The organism is Thermanaerovibrio acidaminovorans DSM 6589 (genome assembly GCF_000024905.1).
Classification (GTDB): Bacteria; Synergistota; Synergistia; order Synergistales; family Synergistaceae; genus Thermanaerovibrio; species Thermanaerovibrio acidaminovorans.
On record NC_013522.1, the window covers coordinates 384,847 to 398,815 of the forward strand.

11 protein-coding genes are annotated in these 13,969 nt (G+C 64.9%); 6 read left to right on the forward strand and 5 right to left on the reverse strand.

Going from position 1 to position 13,969, the window contains the following annotated elements:
- Positions 1-28 precede the first annotated feature (28 nt).
- From TACI_RS01795 to TACI_RS01805, 3 genes are read right to left on the reverse strand one after another with little or no spacing between them, the layout of a single operon-like run.
- Positions 29-1,339 carry a CheR family methyltransferase gene (locus tag TACI_RS01795; protein ID WP_012869113.1) on the reverse strand — a complete coding sequence of 437 codons (1,311 nt, stop codon included), beginning with the start codon at positions 1,337-1,339 and terminating at the stop codon, positions 29-31.
- Positions 1,336-1,719, reverse strand: coding sequence for a chemotaxis protein CheW (locus TACI_RS01800; RefSeq protein ID WP_012869114.1), 384 nt, complete (start codon positions 1,717-1,719; stop codon positions 1,336-1,338). The genes TACI_RS01795 and TACI_RS01800 overlap by 4 nt, the downstream gene beginning before the upstream one ends.
- Before the next feature lie 18 nt (positions 1,720-1,737).
- Positions 1,738-2,463, reverse strand: coding sequence for an SIR2 family NAD-dependent protein deacylase (locus TACI_RS01805; RefSeq protein WP_242601131.1), 726 nt, complete (start codon positions 2,461-2,463; stop codon positions 1,738-1,740).
- Between the two features lie 146 nt (positions 2,464-2,609).
- Here TACI_RS01805 and glgB point away from each other — a divergent pair, with 146 nt between their 5' ends.
- From glgB to TACI_RS01820, 3 genes are read left to right on the forward strand one after another with little or no spacing between them, the layout of a single operon-like run.
- A complete protein-coding gene (glgB, locus tag TACI_RS01810; protein ID WP_164925307.1) occupies positions 2,610-4,493 on the forward strand; it encodes a 1,4-alpha-glucan branching protein GlgB in 1,884 nt (627 codons plus the stop codon).
- A gap of 8 nt (positions 4,494-4,501) precedes the next feature.
- On the forward strand, positions 4,502-5,992 hold the full coding sequence (malQ, locus tag TACI_RS01815; RefSeq protein WP_242601132.1) for a 4-alpha-glucanotransferase: 1,491 nt from the start codon (positions 4,502-4,504) through the stop codon (positions 5,990-5,992).
- Positions 5,993-6,045: 53 nt separating this feature from the next.
- Positions 6,046-7,041, forward strand: a complete 996-nt coding sequence (locus tag TACI_RS01820; RefSeq protein WP_242601133.1) for an ornithine cyclodeaminase family protein — start codon at positions 6,046-6,048, stop codon at positions 7,039-7,041.
- 1 nt (position 7,042) lies between these two features.
- Here TACI_RS01820 and TACI_RS01825 read toward each other — a convergent pair whose 3' ends face one another.
- Positions 7,043-8,218, reverse strand: a complete 1,176-nt coding sequence (locus TACI_RS01825; protein WP_164925097.1) for an LTA synthase family protein — start codon at positions 8,216-8,218, stop codon at positions 7,043-7,045.
- Between the two features lie 126 nt (positions 8,219-8,344).
- On the opposite strand from TACI_RS01825, the gene TACI_RS01830 reads away from it, so the two are divergent.
- Positions 8,345-8,764, forward strand: coding sequence for a pyridoxamine 5'-phosphate oxidase family protein (locus TACI_RS01830; protein ID WP_242601134.1), 420 nt, complete (start codon positions 8,345-8,347; stop codon positions 8,762-8,764).
- A gap of 27 nt (positions 8,765-8,791) precedes the next feature.
- Here TACI_RS01830 and TACI_RS01835 read toward each other — a convergent pair whose 3' ends face one another.
- Positions 8,792-10,147, reverse strand: a complete 1,356-nt coding sequence (locus tag TACI_RS01835; protein ID WP_012869121.1) for an alanine/glycine:cation symporter family protein — start codon at positions 10,145-10,147, stop codon at positions 8,792-8,794.
- Positions 10,148-10,514: 367 nt separating this feature from the next.
- On the opposite strand from TACI_RS01835, the gene TACI_RS01840 reads away from it, so the two are divergent.
- Complete coding sequence (locus tag TACI_RS01840; RefSeq protein ID WP_012869122.1) at positions 10,515-12,401, forward strand: LTA synthase family protein; 1,887 nt, start codon at positions 10,515-10,517, stop codon at positions 12,399-12,401.
- A 108-nt stretch (positions 12,402-12,509) separates the two neighbouring features.
- Positions 12,510-13,826: a glycosyltransferase family 2 protein gene (locus tag TACI_RS01845; protein WP_012869123.1), complete on the forward strand. Its 1,317-nt coding sequence runs from the start codon at positions 12,510-12,512 to the stop codon at positions 13,824-13,826.
- The last annotated feature ends 143 nt before the right edge of the window (positions 13,827-13,969 follow it).

The following is a 13,969-nucleotide window of genomic DNA, read 5'->3' on the forward strand; positions in this document are numbered from 1 at the left end:
CCCCCACTGGATTTTAAACCCTTGGGCATCAGGTGATAACCCCCTGGGCGGCCCGCCTCATGTCCCTCACCCTGACCGACTCCCCCAGGAGGGTATGGCCATCGTCATCCATCCCCTGGATGGAGCTCAGCAGTAGCCTGGCGTGCCTATTGGCCAGCGATAGGTCCCCCCGGGAGGCGGCGAGCATCATGATGCAGTAGTGGGCCTCGGGGAAGAGGGGGTCGATGAAGACCGCCCTCGAGAGGGCCCTCATGGCCTCCTGGTCCAGCCCCATGTCCATCAGCACCACCCCCTCCAGGAATGGGAACCTGGGGTCCTTGACGTGGGTCTCCTGGGCGGCCCGGCAGGCGGCGAGGGCCCCCTCCAGGTCCCCCCCGTCGGCCATCCTGGTTATCTCCTCCACCGTCCGGTGTGGGGATGGGGTCCCCTGAGCCCCTTGGGGGCCTTCCACCGGCGGCTTTCCCTTGGGGGCCGAGGCCCGTGGGCTGGGGGCGGGTGGCCTGGCCGGGGTGGGACCTGTCCTGTCCTTGGGGTTGTGCCCCCCGGGGGCTTGGGGGTGCCAATGCAAGACTGCCTGAAAGGTGGAGTGTCCCGCCGGGGCGAATAGGTCCCTGCCCAGGGAGGCCACCGATGGGGCCTCCGCGTAGCCCACGGTAAGGAGGCCTCCCTCCAGGAGGATTCTGTGGAACACCTCCAGGGCCCTCCTTATGGCCTCCTCGGTGAAGTATATGAACAGGTTCCTGCAGGAGACGCCGTGGAACGCACCCTCCGGGGGCTGAAAGACGTTGCCCACGTGAAAGGTGACGTTCCGCCGGTAGCGTTCCTTGAGCTGGAAGAGCCCGTCAGGGGTCTCGTCGAAGTAGGTCCTCACGGGGGACGTGCCGTCCATTCCCCGGAGGGACCAGCGGGAGTAGACCCCCCTCATGGCCTTGGCTATGGCGGAGGGGCTTATGTCGGTGCCGATTATGTGGAAGTCCTCCTTGCCCATGTTCATCAGCAGGATCGCCATGGAGTAGGGTTCCTCCCCGGAGCTGCAGGCGGGGCACCAGATCTTGAGGTTCCGCCGGTTCGAGAGGGCCACCAGGAAGTCCTCCGTGGAGGCCCTCTGCCTCATGAAGAACGTCTCCCCCACCCGCATGAGCTCCCCGCCGATGGCCACCAGCCTGTCCATCCCAAGCCGCTCCAGCTGGCCTGGGAGGATCCCCTTCTCCCGGCACCAGTCCTCCAGGGCCTTGGTCAGATCCCCCTCCCGTCCCTCCATCTGGATCCCGAACGCGAGGGATATGGACCGGGAGAGGCGCCGGGCCAGTTGCTCCAGTCCGTCGGATCCTTGGTTCATCCCAGGAGGTCCCCCGGGTTCAGCACCGTGGCCATCTGGTCCCTCTCGTGGCCGTACTGGATCACCAGGCCCCCTGGGGACTGGGCCTGGGACAGGGGCTCGAATATCCCCTCCACCTGGTCCACCCACAGGCCAACCGTTCCCCGGTCCGTGGTGACCAGCACTATGGCGTCCGAGGTCTTCATCTCCTTTGCGTCCTGTTCCATGGGGCCTCGGGGGTCCGCCACGGGGATCACCTGGGAGCCCACCTTCAGGGTCCCCGCCACGGTGCCGCACCGCCCCTCGGGGCTCAGCGCCGCCGCCGGCAGGGCCCGGATGACCATGTCCAACGGCACCGCCAGCCTCCTGGCCCCCACCGCCAGGACCATGTACCTGGTCAATCAACCACCCCCATGGGTCTAGGGTTTCAGCCCCATCTCCGCCGCCAGTCTCATGAAGAAGGGGTCTATGTCCTCCTCTATCATTATATCTATCGGCCTTCTCACGTGTCCGGTGTATATTTCCCCCCGGCTCACCACCGCCAGGGTGCCCTTGCACAGGCTTGGGAGCGACGCCGCGGGGGTCACGGTGAGGGAGGAGCCCACCACCAGCATGACCTGGCAGTCCCTGGAGAGCTCCATGCACCGATCAAGGTCCCTTACCCCCTCGCCGAAGAAGACCACGTGGGGCTTTATGAGCCCTCCGCAGGAGCAGAGGGGCACCTCCCGCTCCTCCATCATGGCCTTAAGGTCCCCCAACGAGTAGGTGCGTCCGCAGGTGAGGCACGAGTTCTCCCCGATGCCGCCGTGGATCTCGATCACGTTCCTGGAGCCCGCCCGCTGGTGTAGCCCGTCCACGTTCTGGGTTATCACCGCGAGGTCCTTCGTCTCCTCCAGCTTGGCGATGAACCGGTGGGCGAAGGAGGGCCGTACGGCCTCCACCATCTCCAGGAACCTGCGGTGGAACCCGTAGAAGGTGGAGGGGTTCACCATGAAGTGGTCTATGTCGAAGATCCTCTCCGCCTCCGCCCCCAGCTGACGGTATATGCCGTTGGGCCCCCGGAAGTCCGGTATGCCCGACGCGGTGGATATCCCGGCCCCGGTGAGCACCACGATCCTACGGGCCCCCTCCAGGGCGGATGCCAAGGCCTTCAACCCCATTTCGATCCCTCGCTTTCCTGTTTTATAAGTTGATTGTAATATACATCTTGACGGCCTCATGGGCCAGGGAGAAGTTTGAGAGATGGAGGGGGGATGTGGTGTTGTCCCGCGCAGTACCGGGGATCAGCCTCATGAGCGACTACGACGTTTACCTTTTCAAGGAGGGGCGGCACTTCCGACTCTACCGGTGTCTCGGTTGTCACCCCATGGAGGTGGACGGCCAGCCCGGGGCCCTCTTCGCCCTTTGGGCCCCCAACGCGGAATGGGTGTCGGTGGCGGGGGACTTCAACGGATGGGACCCGGACTCCCACCGGCTCTACCCCCGGTGGGACGGGTCCGGGATCTTCGAGGGTTTCGTCCCCTTCGCCAAGGCGGGGGACGTCTACAAGTACGTGATAAGGTCCCGGGTGACCGGCGAGACCTACGAGAAGACGGATCCCTTCGGCTTCCTCTTCGAGTGTCCTCCCAGGAGCGGTTCGGTGGTGTGGGACCTGTCGTACTCCTGGGGGGATGGGGAATGGATGGAGGGGCGGGGGGCCAAGAACTGGCTGGAGTCCCCCTGGACCATATATGAGGCCCACCTGGGTTCCTGGCAGAGGGTGCCAGAGGAGGGGAACCGTCCGCTGTACTACCGGGAGGCGGCGGAGAGGCTTGGCAACTACCTGAGGGAGACGGGCTTCACCCACCTGGAGCTGTTGCCGGTGATGGAGCATCCATTCTACGGATCCTGGGGCTACCAGACCCTGGGCTACTTCGCCCCCACCTCCCGCTACGGCTCCCCCCAGGACTTCATGTGCCTGGTGGACCACCTACACCGGCTGGGGATAGGGGTCATCCTGGATTGGGTTCCCTCCCACTTTCCCAAGGACGGCCACGGGCTGGGCTTCTTCGACGGCACCTGCCTTTTCGAGCACCAGGACCCCCGAAAGGGTTACCACCCGGACTGGAAGTCCGGGATCTTCAACTACGACCGGCCCGAGGTGGTCAGCTTCCTGGGGAGCTCCGCCGCCTTCTGGTGCGACGTGTACCACGCGGACGCCCTGCGGGTGGACGCGGTGGCTTCCATGCTCTACCTGGACTACTCCCGGCCCCCGGGGGAGTGGGTCCCCAACCGGTACGGAGGGAGGGAGAACCTGGGGGCCATCGAGTTCCTCCGGGCCATGAACGCGGAGCTATACCGGAGCTTCCCGGGGGTGGAGACCATAGCGGAGGAGTCCACCTCCTGGCCCATGGTGAGCCGACCCGCGTTCCTGGGGGGGCTAGGCTTCGGCATGAAGTGGAACATGGGCTGGATGCACGACGTGTTGCGCCACATGTCCCGGGATCCGATCCACCGGAGGTGGCACCTGGAGGAGCTCACCTTCGGCCTCTGGTACAACTACTCGGAGAACTTCGTCCTACCCCTCTCCCATGACGAGGTGGTCCACGGAAAGGGCTCCCTGTGGGGGAAGATGTGGGGGGATCCGTGGCAGAGGGCGGCGGCGCTAAGGCTCCTCTACGGCTGGATGTACTGCCATCCGGGCAAGAAGTTGCTCTTCATGGGGGGCGAATTCGGCCAGGAGGCGGAGTGGGATCACGATAGGAGCCTGGACTGGCACCTGATAGCCCAGTCGGACCTGCACCGGGGGGTCTTCCAGTGGGTCAAGGACCTGAACCGTTTCCTCCGGGAGCGGCCGTGCCTCTACCAGCTGGACTTCCAGAGGGAGGGGTTCCAGTGGGTTGACTGCGACGACCGGGACAACGTGGTCCTGTCGTGCATCAGATTCTCCCGGGACGGGGGAATGGTGCTGGGCATAGGCAACTTCACCCCGGTTACCCGCCGGGGTTACGTGGTGGGGGTCCCCAGGGGAGGCTTCTGGCGGGAGGCCCTCAACTCCGACGGGGCCTGCTACGGGGGCTCCGGGGAGGGCAACCTGGGTGGGGTGTGGGCCCGGGACCAGGGATCCCACGGCAGGCCCTTCTCCCTGGAGCTGACCCTGCCGGGCCACTCGTTCATCTTCCTGGAGCCCGCTTGATGGGAGGGATGTCCATGTTTCTGGAGCGCAGGAGGGGAGTGCTGCTTCACTTCACGTCCCTGCCAGGTCCCTACGGGGCAGGGGACCTGGGGCCCGTGGCCAGGTCCGTGGCGGAGGGGATGGCCGCTCAGGGGTGGACCATCTGGCAGATGCTGCCCCTCAACTACCCTAACCCCGCCATGGGCTTCAGCCCCTACGCCTCCTACGGGGCCCTGCCCCTGAACCCCACGGTGATATCCCTGGATGACCTGGCGGAGGAGGGCTGGATACCCGGGGAGGAGCTCCGCAACCTCCAAGTACGGCTGCCGGATCCCTGGAGGGCGGACTTGCAGGGGGCCTTCCGGGCCCGAAGGGCGGGGGTTGCCCTGGCCTTCCAGGCCCTCAAGAGGGGGCACATGAGGGACCGGTACCTGGAGTTTCGCCAGCGGGAGTGGGAGTGGCTTGAGGGCTGGGGGGTCTTCATGGCCCTGAAGGACTCCCTGGGGGGCAGCCACTGGGTCCACTGGCCCGAGCGCTTCAGGTCCCTTGAGAGGGCCCTGGCCCACTGGGACGAAGGGCTGGAGGAGGGGGCGGAGCTGTACCGGTTCGAGCAGTTCCTGGCCAGGCGACAGCTGGACCGGTTCAGGGCCCACTGCGAGGCCCTGGGGGTGAGGCTCCTGGGGGACATGCCCATCTACGTGGCCCACGACGGCATGGACCCCTGGGCCTGCCCGTACCTGTTCGAGCTGGACGGGGAGGGGAACCCGGTAGAGGTGGCTGGGGTGCCGCCGGACTACTTCAGCGAGACCGGCCAGCGGTGGGGCAACCCCCTGTACCGGTGGGAGGCCATGGGGGAGGACCGGTACCTATGGTGGCGGGTGAGGCTCCGCAAGGCCCTGGAGTGGTTCCACGCGGTCCGGCTGGATCACTTCCGGGGTTTTGCGGGGTACTGGGCCATACCGGCGGAGGAGATGACCGCGGTGAGGGGCCGTTGGAGGCCGGGGCCAGGGGAGGCCCTTTTCGATGCCCTGGTGGAGGACCTGGGGGGAGATCCATCCGGGGAGGGACCCTCCCTGCCCATCGTGGCGGAGGACCTGGGGGTGATAACCCAGGACGTTACCCGCCTCAGGCTAAGGTACCGGCTACCGGGGATGCGGGTCCTCCAGTTCGCTTTCTCCGGGGGTGATGACAATCCCCACCTGCCTTTCAACCACGAGGGGCTGGGATTGGCGTACACCGGCACCCACGACAACGACACCACCCTGGGCTGGTGGCTATCCGCCTCGGCGGAGGAGAGGAGGGGGCTCTTCCGGTACGTGGGGAGGCCCCTCACGGCGGAGGAGGCGGTGAGGGAGATGGTGCGCCTGGCGCTGAACTCCCCCAGCCGGTGGAGGATCGTGCCCCTGCAGGACCTGATGCTATTGGGGTCCAGACACCGGATGAACACCCCCTCGTCCCGGGAGGGCAACTGGGTCTTCCGGGCCATGAGGGTGGAGCTTGACGGGCTCCTTGGGGGTTGATGGGGGTATGGGGGTCTGATATTCTGGCTGTGTTTTATACATCAGAGCGGGAGGTGGATCCCTTGAGGCTGATAAGGGGCGGTGTTCTGAAGCGGGTGCTCCCCATGTCCGAGGCGGTGAAGGGGGTAAAGAGGGCCCTGTCCGCCTGGTCTTCCGGGAGCTGTCAGGTGCCGGTCAGGGAGAGGCTGTCGCTGAAGCTCGGGGACGTGCTCTTCATGCCCGCGTCGGTAGACCACGTGGTGGAGACCGCGGGGGTCAAGGTTATATCCGTCTTCCCCGGAAACCTGGCCCAGGGGAAGCCCTCCATAACGTCCCTGATGGTGCTCATCTCCTCCGAGACCGGCGAGGTGGAGGCGCTGCTGGACGGGACGGAGCTCACCCGGATCCGGACCGGGGCGGTTACCGCCTGTGGCACGGAGCTGCTGGCTCGGGAGGACGCCAGGATCGGCGCCCTCTTCGGCACCGGTGGTCAGGCCATGACCCAGCTGGAGGGGATGCTTCACGCCCGGTCCCTGGAGGAGGTGAAGGTCTATGACCAGTTCAGGGAGAGGATAATGGCCTTCATCGAGGCCGCCCGTCCCATGGCGGAGGCCCGGGGTTGCCGTCTGGTCCCCGCGGAGGATCCGGAGGAAGCGGTGGCCAACGCCATGGTGGTAACCACCGTCACCACCTCCAGCACCCCGGTCTTTCCCGGGGCCATGCTCCCCATGGGGGCCCACGTGAACGCCATAGGGGCCTACACCCCCTCCGCCCGGGAGCTGGACACCGAGACCCTCACCCGGGCGGACCTGGTCTTCGTGGACAACCTGAAGGCGGTCATGGAGGAGGCGGGGGACCTGCTGATCCCCATATCCGAGGGGGCCTTCGGTCCCGAGCGGATAACCGGCGAGCTGGGGGAGATCCTGCTGGGGCTGAAGCAGGGGAGGAGCTCCAGCGCCCAGATAACCGTAATGAAGAGCGTGGGCTTCGGTGCCCTGGACGTGGTGTGCGCCCGGCGGGCCCTCGACCTGGCTCTCAAGATGGGGCTTGGGGAGGAGCTGGAGATCTAGCTCAGGGCAGGCCCAGCATCCGTCTGGAGAGGGCCTTCACCCGCTCCGCCTCCCGCCACTGGGGGTTGAGGACCGGTGGGGCGCTCGCGTTGAGGGTAAGGTCCACCACCCGCTTGCCGCCGAAGGCGCTCCAGTAATCCCGGTATATGATCTCGTCCTGGGGGAAGGGGACCAGATCGGTCCCCTCTCCAAGGACGTTTTGCCCCGCCCCCTCGAAGGGGATCCCCAATAGGTGGGCCACCGTGGGGGCCAGGTCAAGCTGCCCTACCGGCCGGTCCACCTGGAGCCTGAGGTACCCCTCCCTGGAGGGGATCAGCAGGATCATGGGGACCCGGCCGAAGTCCCTCTGCCGGTGCGGCTCCCGGGTGAGTCTCTCCATGGAGTTCATCTCCAGGAACCGGTTCAGCTCCTCCGTATCCCCGATCCCCGGTGCCCGGTGGTCCCCGTAGAGGGCGATGATGGTCCGCCTTCCCAGGGGGGATCGGGTCACCCAGTCCACCAGGAGCCCCACCGCGTGATCCGTGTAATTGGCGCTCTGGAGGTAGTCCCCCAGGGTGGTGCCCTGGAACTTCCCGGAGTCGAAGTCCCACACCTTGTCCACCTTGTAGGGGTGGTGGCTGGAGAGGGTCATCACCAAGGCGAAGAAGGGCTCCCTTAGGAGACCCCGGGAGAGGGTGTGGATCAACTGCCTTGAGAGGCTCAGGTCCGATATGCCCAGCCCCACCAGCTGGTCGTTCACCAGGGCCCCCTGGTGGTAGTAGCGGTCGATGCCTATTAGGGGATAGACCTTCTTCCGGTTCCAAACCGATGGGGAGTTGCCGTGGAAGGCGTAGGTGTGGTAGCCCGCCTCCTTGAGGGCCCTCGGAAGGGATCGCATCGGCTTGGATATGTCCTTGAAGGCCGCCCCGTCCGGAAGGGGCAGGATGGAGCACATGGCCAGCAGCTCCGCGTCGGAGGTGTTCCCCATGCCGGTCTGGGCGTAGCACCGGGAGAAGGAGACCCCGGAGGAGTGGAGCCTGTTCAGGTTCGGCGTAACCTCCCGGCCGTCCACCCGGGAGCCTATGAGGAACTGCTGGATGGACTCCATCTGGATGTAGATCAGGTTGTAGCCCCTAAAGGCCCCGAAGGGCACCTCCTCCCCCCAGGCCTGGCCTCCGAGCAGGATTACGGCCAGCATGATCGTGAGCGCGAGCTTGTACGGTTTGAACAAGATCGTTATCACCCCTCGCCACGATTATACCCCTCTCTTGAAACTCCAGGGGGAAGTTGGTGTAGGATATAAAGGTTAAAATCCGAGAAAGGAGTGATCGTTTTGGCCAAGCTGAAGGACATGTACGACTTCCTGGCCAAGAACCCCTTCGGGTTCCTGGCCACCTGGTCGGAGGGGGGGCCCCGGGTTAGGCCCTTCATGTTCCAGTTCGAGGATCGGGGTTGTCCCCTTTTCTGTCTTTCCAACGACAAGGAGGTTTACGGACAGTTGAAGGCGGATCCCCGCTGCGAAGTGGCCTTCTGCACCCCAGACTGGTCCGTTACGCTAAGGATTCGGGGTAAGGCGGAGTTCTTCCCGGGCCTTGAGCAGAAGAAGCGGATATTGGACGGGAACGAGACCTTGAGGGAGATGTACGGAACCCCGGACAATCCCCGGTTCGAGGTGTTCCGCCTGGTGGACTTTGAGGCCTTCTTCTGGGACTTCTCGGGCCGGAAGGACCCGGTGGAGAGGTAGTGGAGGGGGGCCTGCGGCCCCCCTTTTTCAGCCCCTGTGGTTGGGATCTTGGGTCTCGAAGTCCTTGAGGGCCTTGATCACCTGGGGGGCCAGCATGATCAGCGCCAGCAGGTTTGGAAGCACCATGAGGCCGTTGAAGGTGTCCGCCAGCTCCCACGCCAGGTCCACCTTGAGGGTGGACCCCAAGATGATGAAGCCCACCACCGCCAGCTTGTAGGGGGTGAGCCCCCGGGTTCCCAGCAGGTACTTCACGTTGGCCTCCCCGAAGAAGTACCAGCCCACGATGGTGGAGAAGGCGAAGAAGAGGAGGCAGGTGGCCACGAAGGCGTTGCCCATGGGGCCCATGGCGGCGGTGAAGGCCCGCTGGGTGAGGGCTATGCCGGTGGTCTTGCCGTCCAGGACGCCGGTGCAGAGGATTGCAAAGGCGGTCATGTTGAGCACCACGAAGGTGTCGATGAATACCCCAACGATGCCCATGAGGCCCTGTTCCGCCGGGTGGCTTACCTTGGCCACCGCGTGGGCGTGGGGGGTGGACCCCATCCCCGCCTCGTTGGAGAAGAGCCCCCGGGCGATGCCGTACCGGGCCGCCTCCCGGATGGTGGCCCCCACGACCCCTCCGGTGGCCGCCATGGGGTCGAAGGCCCCCAGCAGGATGGACCAGATCACGTGGGGCAGCTGGGGTATGTAGGTGACTATTATGTAGAGGCTGCCCAGGATGTAGATCCCCGCCATCAGTGGCACCATCTTCTCGGTCACCGCCGCTATTCGGCCTATGCCGCCGATGAACACGAAGGCCCCCACTGCTCCCAGGGCCAGGCCGGTCACCAGGGGGGGTACGTTGAAGGCGGTCTTGAACGCGTCGGCGATGGAGTTGGACTGGACCATGTTGCCCATGAAGCCCAGGGCGGCGATTATGGCGATGGAGAAGAAGGCCGCCATGCGGGGCATGTGGAGCCCCTGGCTTATGTAGTATGCGGGGCCCCCGGTCACGTTGCCCCTGTCGTCCTGGGTCTTGTAGAGCTGTCCCAGGGTGGCCTCCGCCAGGTTGGTGGCCATGCCGAAGAAGGCCGCCAGGTACATCCAGAAGATGGCCCCCGGGCCCCCCATGGCGATGGCGGTGGCGGCCCCCGCCAGGTTGCCGGTTCCCACCTGGGCGGCGATGGCGGTGGCCAGGGCCTGGAAGGAGGACATGCCCTCCCTGCCAGCCCTCTGGCCGAAGAGGTTCAGCTCCCCGAAGGCCTTCCTGAAGGCCCTCCCGAAGAGCCGGATCTGGACGAAGCGAAGCTTGAAGGTGAGAAACAGGCCGGTGCCGCAGAGCAGGAAGATGAGCAGATAGCCCCACAACACCCGGTTAACTTCCTGGACGAAACGCAGTAGATCCATCCTCAATCTCCTCCCTTCCGGTCTCCAAGCGGGTTCGCTTTGCCTTTGCCAGGGACCGGCTAGGGAGGCAGGAGGTCGCGCTGCCCCCACGGGACGCGGGCCCCTGGTCAGAGCTTGTCCATGGCCACCATCGATATCCCCCCTTTTTTGAGGGGATATTCTAAGTTTATTGGATATATTTGTCTATTTGCCAAAAATATCAAAACTATTTACCGAATTTTAGTTTAGTGACCCGCTGATGGCCCACAGTTGCGACCGGGGCGGAATATTCCGGCCCGGTGGGTCTCCGTTTCGGCTTGCCTTCCGGGGGGGTGGGTGTATAATCTATCGGATCTTCGAAGGCGGTTTAATTGGGAGGATATGAGACATGAAGTTCAGGGGTAATCCGGGTGGGATCCGGGGGTTGGCGGGGCACCTCATATGGCCCCTGGCGGTCTGGACCGTCAGCTCCTTCAAGTTCCTGGCCCTCTGCGACTCCATGAGGGGGGGATCCCAGTGGTGGCCCCAGGTTCTCTGGTCCACCATCCTGGGTGCCCTGGCCCTTTCGGGGCTGCCCCTTCTGCTCCCCAGGAGGGTGAGGCCCCTGGGGTTCGTGGCGGTGAGCGCCCTGGTGTCCGCCCTCTGTCTGGCGGACCTGCTCTACTATAGGTACTACACGGACCTCTTCACCGTTCGCAGCCTCTCCCTGGCGGGACAGCTGGGGGACGTGTGGGACTCGGTCCGGTCCCTCTTCTCCATGGGGGACCTGCTGTTCCTCATGGACCTGCCGGTCCTCCTGGCGGTGGCCCTCTTGGACTTGAGATCCAGGGAGAGGGACCTCAGGTTCCGCTTCCGGGCCGCGGGGACCTGCCTGTGCCTGTTGGGCCTTTTGCCCTTCGGCTTCCAGACCGGGATCGTCAGGCTCAGGGTGCCCGGCTACGTGAGGGCCATGTGGGACCGGCCGGCGGTGATGTTCACGCTGGGGCCCGTGGGGTACCACCTGGCGGACCTCATTAACGCCTCGTCGGACCTCTTCGCCTCCCGGGCGGTGGCCGCCCAGGACGAGGAGGCCCTCCTGGATTGGGCGGTCAAGCGCCGCCAGCAGGTGCCGGTCTCCCAGCGGGACTCCCTCCACGGGGCCGGCAAGGGGCTCAACCTGATAGTGGTCCAGGTGGAGGCCCTCCAGGGGTTCGTCATGAACCTGAAGGTGGGGGGCCAGGAGGTGACCCCCAACCTTAACCGCCTGGCCCGGCGGAGCCTCTACTTCCCCAACGTCTACAACCAGACCGGTGCGGGCAACACCTGCGACGCGGAGTTCATGGTCCAGACCTCCCTCTTCCCCTCCGCCACCGGGGTGGCCTACGTGAGGTTCTCGGGCAACTACTTCGAGTCCCTCCCCCGGATCCTCCAGAGGAACGGCTACGAGACCCTATCCATGCACGGCAACAGGGCCTCCTTCTGGAACAGGCACCGGATGCACCCCGCCCTGGGTTTCCAGGAGTTCTTCAGCAAGGAGAGGCTGAGGAGCGATGAGGAGATAGGCCTGGGCCTGTCGGACCGGAGCTTCTTCGAGCAGGGAGCCCGGATCCTATCGGAGCGGAAGGGGCCCTTCTACGCCTTCATGGTGACCTTGAGCAGCCACCACCCCTTCTCGTTCCAGGGGATACCCAGGACGCTCAAGCTGGACGGGTCCCTGGAGGGGACCTTTCTGGGGGATTACCTCAACGCCATTCACTATGCGGATGCTCAGATAGGCAGGTTTCTGCAGGATCTCAGGAGGAGGGGGATCCTGGACAGGTCGGTGCTGGTGGTCTACGGGGACCACACCGCCATACCCAACGCCAACGGGTCGGAGCTGGAGGTCCTCCTGGAGCAGGATCTAAAGGACCCGTTGAGGTGGAGGGCCCTGCAGAAGGTGCCGCTGATGATACGGCTCCCCAAGGGCAGGGGTGCCAGGGTGGTGGAGACCACCGGGGGGCACGTGGACATAGGCCCCACCGTGGCGTCCATCATGGGGGTGAACATGCCCCTGGCGTTCGGCCAGGACCTTCTAACCGCCCGGGTGGGCACCGTGGTCTTCCGAAACGGGACCTTCATAAGGGGCGGGGTCTTCGTGGACCCCACCGCCCGGATGGCCTGGAGCATGGGGACCTTGTCGGAGGTGCCCTTCGACGCCTACCGGGACCTGGCGGAGGGGGCGTCGGAGGCGCTGCGCCTGTCGGACCTGCTACTGGAGAAGGACATGGCCCAGAGGGTTTGCGAGAGGCTGCCTTGAGTGTAAAATACCTTGTCCGCTCCGGGATCTGGATTTAGAGACCCGCCGGATCGGAGGTAAAGCCGATAAGCTTTCTGAAACTGAAAACCTTGATCGGGGGATAGAGTCATGAGTGGTGAGGAGATGTTCTACTTTTCCGTATGGTGGGGCTGGTGGCTGGTTCAGTGCTGTCTGTACCTGCTCTTCGGGTTGCTGATCGCCGACGGCATATATCAGTTCGTGGTGAGCTTCCGGGGCTGGTGGACCCCCAAGGCGCCCCCCAAGGCCTCCAGGTACCGGCGCTTCGCGGTGCTGATCCCCGCCCACAACGAGGCCCGGGTCATAGGACCCCTTCTGGAGAGCCTCAAGGAGCAGGACTATCCCAAGGATTGCTACCGGGTCTTCGTGTCCTGCGACAACTGCACCGACCACACCGCCCAGGTGGCGGCCCTGCACGGGGCGGTTCCCCTCATAAGGACCGACACCACCAAGAGCGGCAAGACCTGGAACGTCCGCTGGGCCCTGACCCAGATACCCATGGACGAGGTGGACGCGCTGGTCATGTTCGACGCGGACAACCTGGCATCCCGGGACTTCCTCTCCCGGATGAACGACTACATGGAGGCCCACCCGGAGGCGGAGGCGGTCCAGGGGGTTCTTGATGTCAAGAACCCGGACGACAACTGGCTCACCAAGGCCTACGCCCTGGCCTACTGGTACACCAACCGGTTCTGGCAGCTGGCCAGGTCCAACTGGGGCCTGTCCTGTACCCTGGGGGGCACCGGGCTGGTCATAAGGTCCTCCACCCTCCGCCGCATCGGCTGGAACCTGGAGAGCCTCACCGAGGACCTGGAGATGTCCACCCGGCTCATCCTTTCCGGCAGCCGGGTCCACTGGAACGAGCACGCGGTGGTGTACGACGAGAAGCCCCTGGACTACCGCATATCGGTCCGGCAGCGGACCCGGTGGATGCAGGGCCACTACTGGGTCTGCTGGCGGTACGGAATGGAGGCCCTCAAGATGTTCTTCCGGACCCGGCGGCTTCAGTACCTGGACCTGTTCCTGTACCTGTTGGCCCCCGCCAAGGCCTGCATATCCCTGTTGGCCATGTTCGCCGGCATGGCCTACACGGTGATAAACAACGCCATCCTCTTCCCCACCCTGGAGAGCAAGGCCCCCACCACCCCGCTGGAGTGGATGGCCTTCGTGGGGCTCCCGGTGGCCATGATATTGGCCCACTGCCTCTTCGTGGCCCTGGTGGGACCCTCCATGCACCGCCGCCGCCTCTGCCTGGGCTACGTGAAGGACGTGTTCGGCTACTTCCTCTTCGGCCTATCATGGATCCCCATCCTCTTCAAGGCCGCCTTCCTGGCCAAGGACCAGGGAGTCTGGGTGAAGACCGAACACACCAGGAGCATCTCCATAGGCCAGGTTACCAACCGCTGACCCCCATATACACCACACCGGATCCCCTGGACGGGCGGAGGCTTGCCTCCGCCCGATTCAATTTGTACGCCCCCTCCCGATCCCTCGTTGACTTCAGAGGGATGTATAATGCAATATATTTGCATGGCAGTTCCGATCTCGAT

What these genes read in the sequence shown, in the direction of transcription:
- TACI_RS01795 (WP_012869113.1), bottom strand. Translation starts at nt 1,339, where the DNA reads ATGAACCAAGGATCCGACGGACTGGAGCAACTGGCCCGGCGCCTCTCC.
- glgB (WP_164925307.1), top strand. Translation starts at nt 2,610, where the DNA reads ATGAGCGACTACGACGTTTACCTTTTCAAGGAGGGGCGGCACTTCCGA.
- malQ (WP_242601132.1), top strand. Translation starts at nt 4,502, where the DNA reads ATGTCCATGTTTCTGGAGCGCAGGAGGGGAGTGCTGCTTCACTTCACG.
- TACI_RS01825 (WP_164925097.1), bottom strand. Translation starts at nt 8,218, where the DNA reads ATGCTGGCCGTAATCCTGCTCGGAGGCCAGGCCTGGGGGGAGGAGGTG.
- TACI_RS01835 (WP_012869121.1), bottom strand. Translation starts at nt 10,147, where the DNA reads ATGGATCTACTGCGTTTCGTCCAGGAAGTTAACCGGGTGTTGTGGGGC.
- TACI_RS01840 (WP_012869122.1), top strand. Translation starts at nt 10,515, where the DNA reads ATGAAGTTCAGGGGTAATCCGGGTGGGATCCGGGGGTTGGCGGGGCAC.
- TACI_RS01845 (WP_012869123.1), top strand. Translation starts at nt 12,510, where the DNA reads ATGAGTGGTGAGGAGATGTTCTACTTTTCCGTATGGTGGGGCTGGTGG.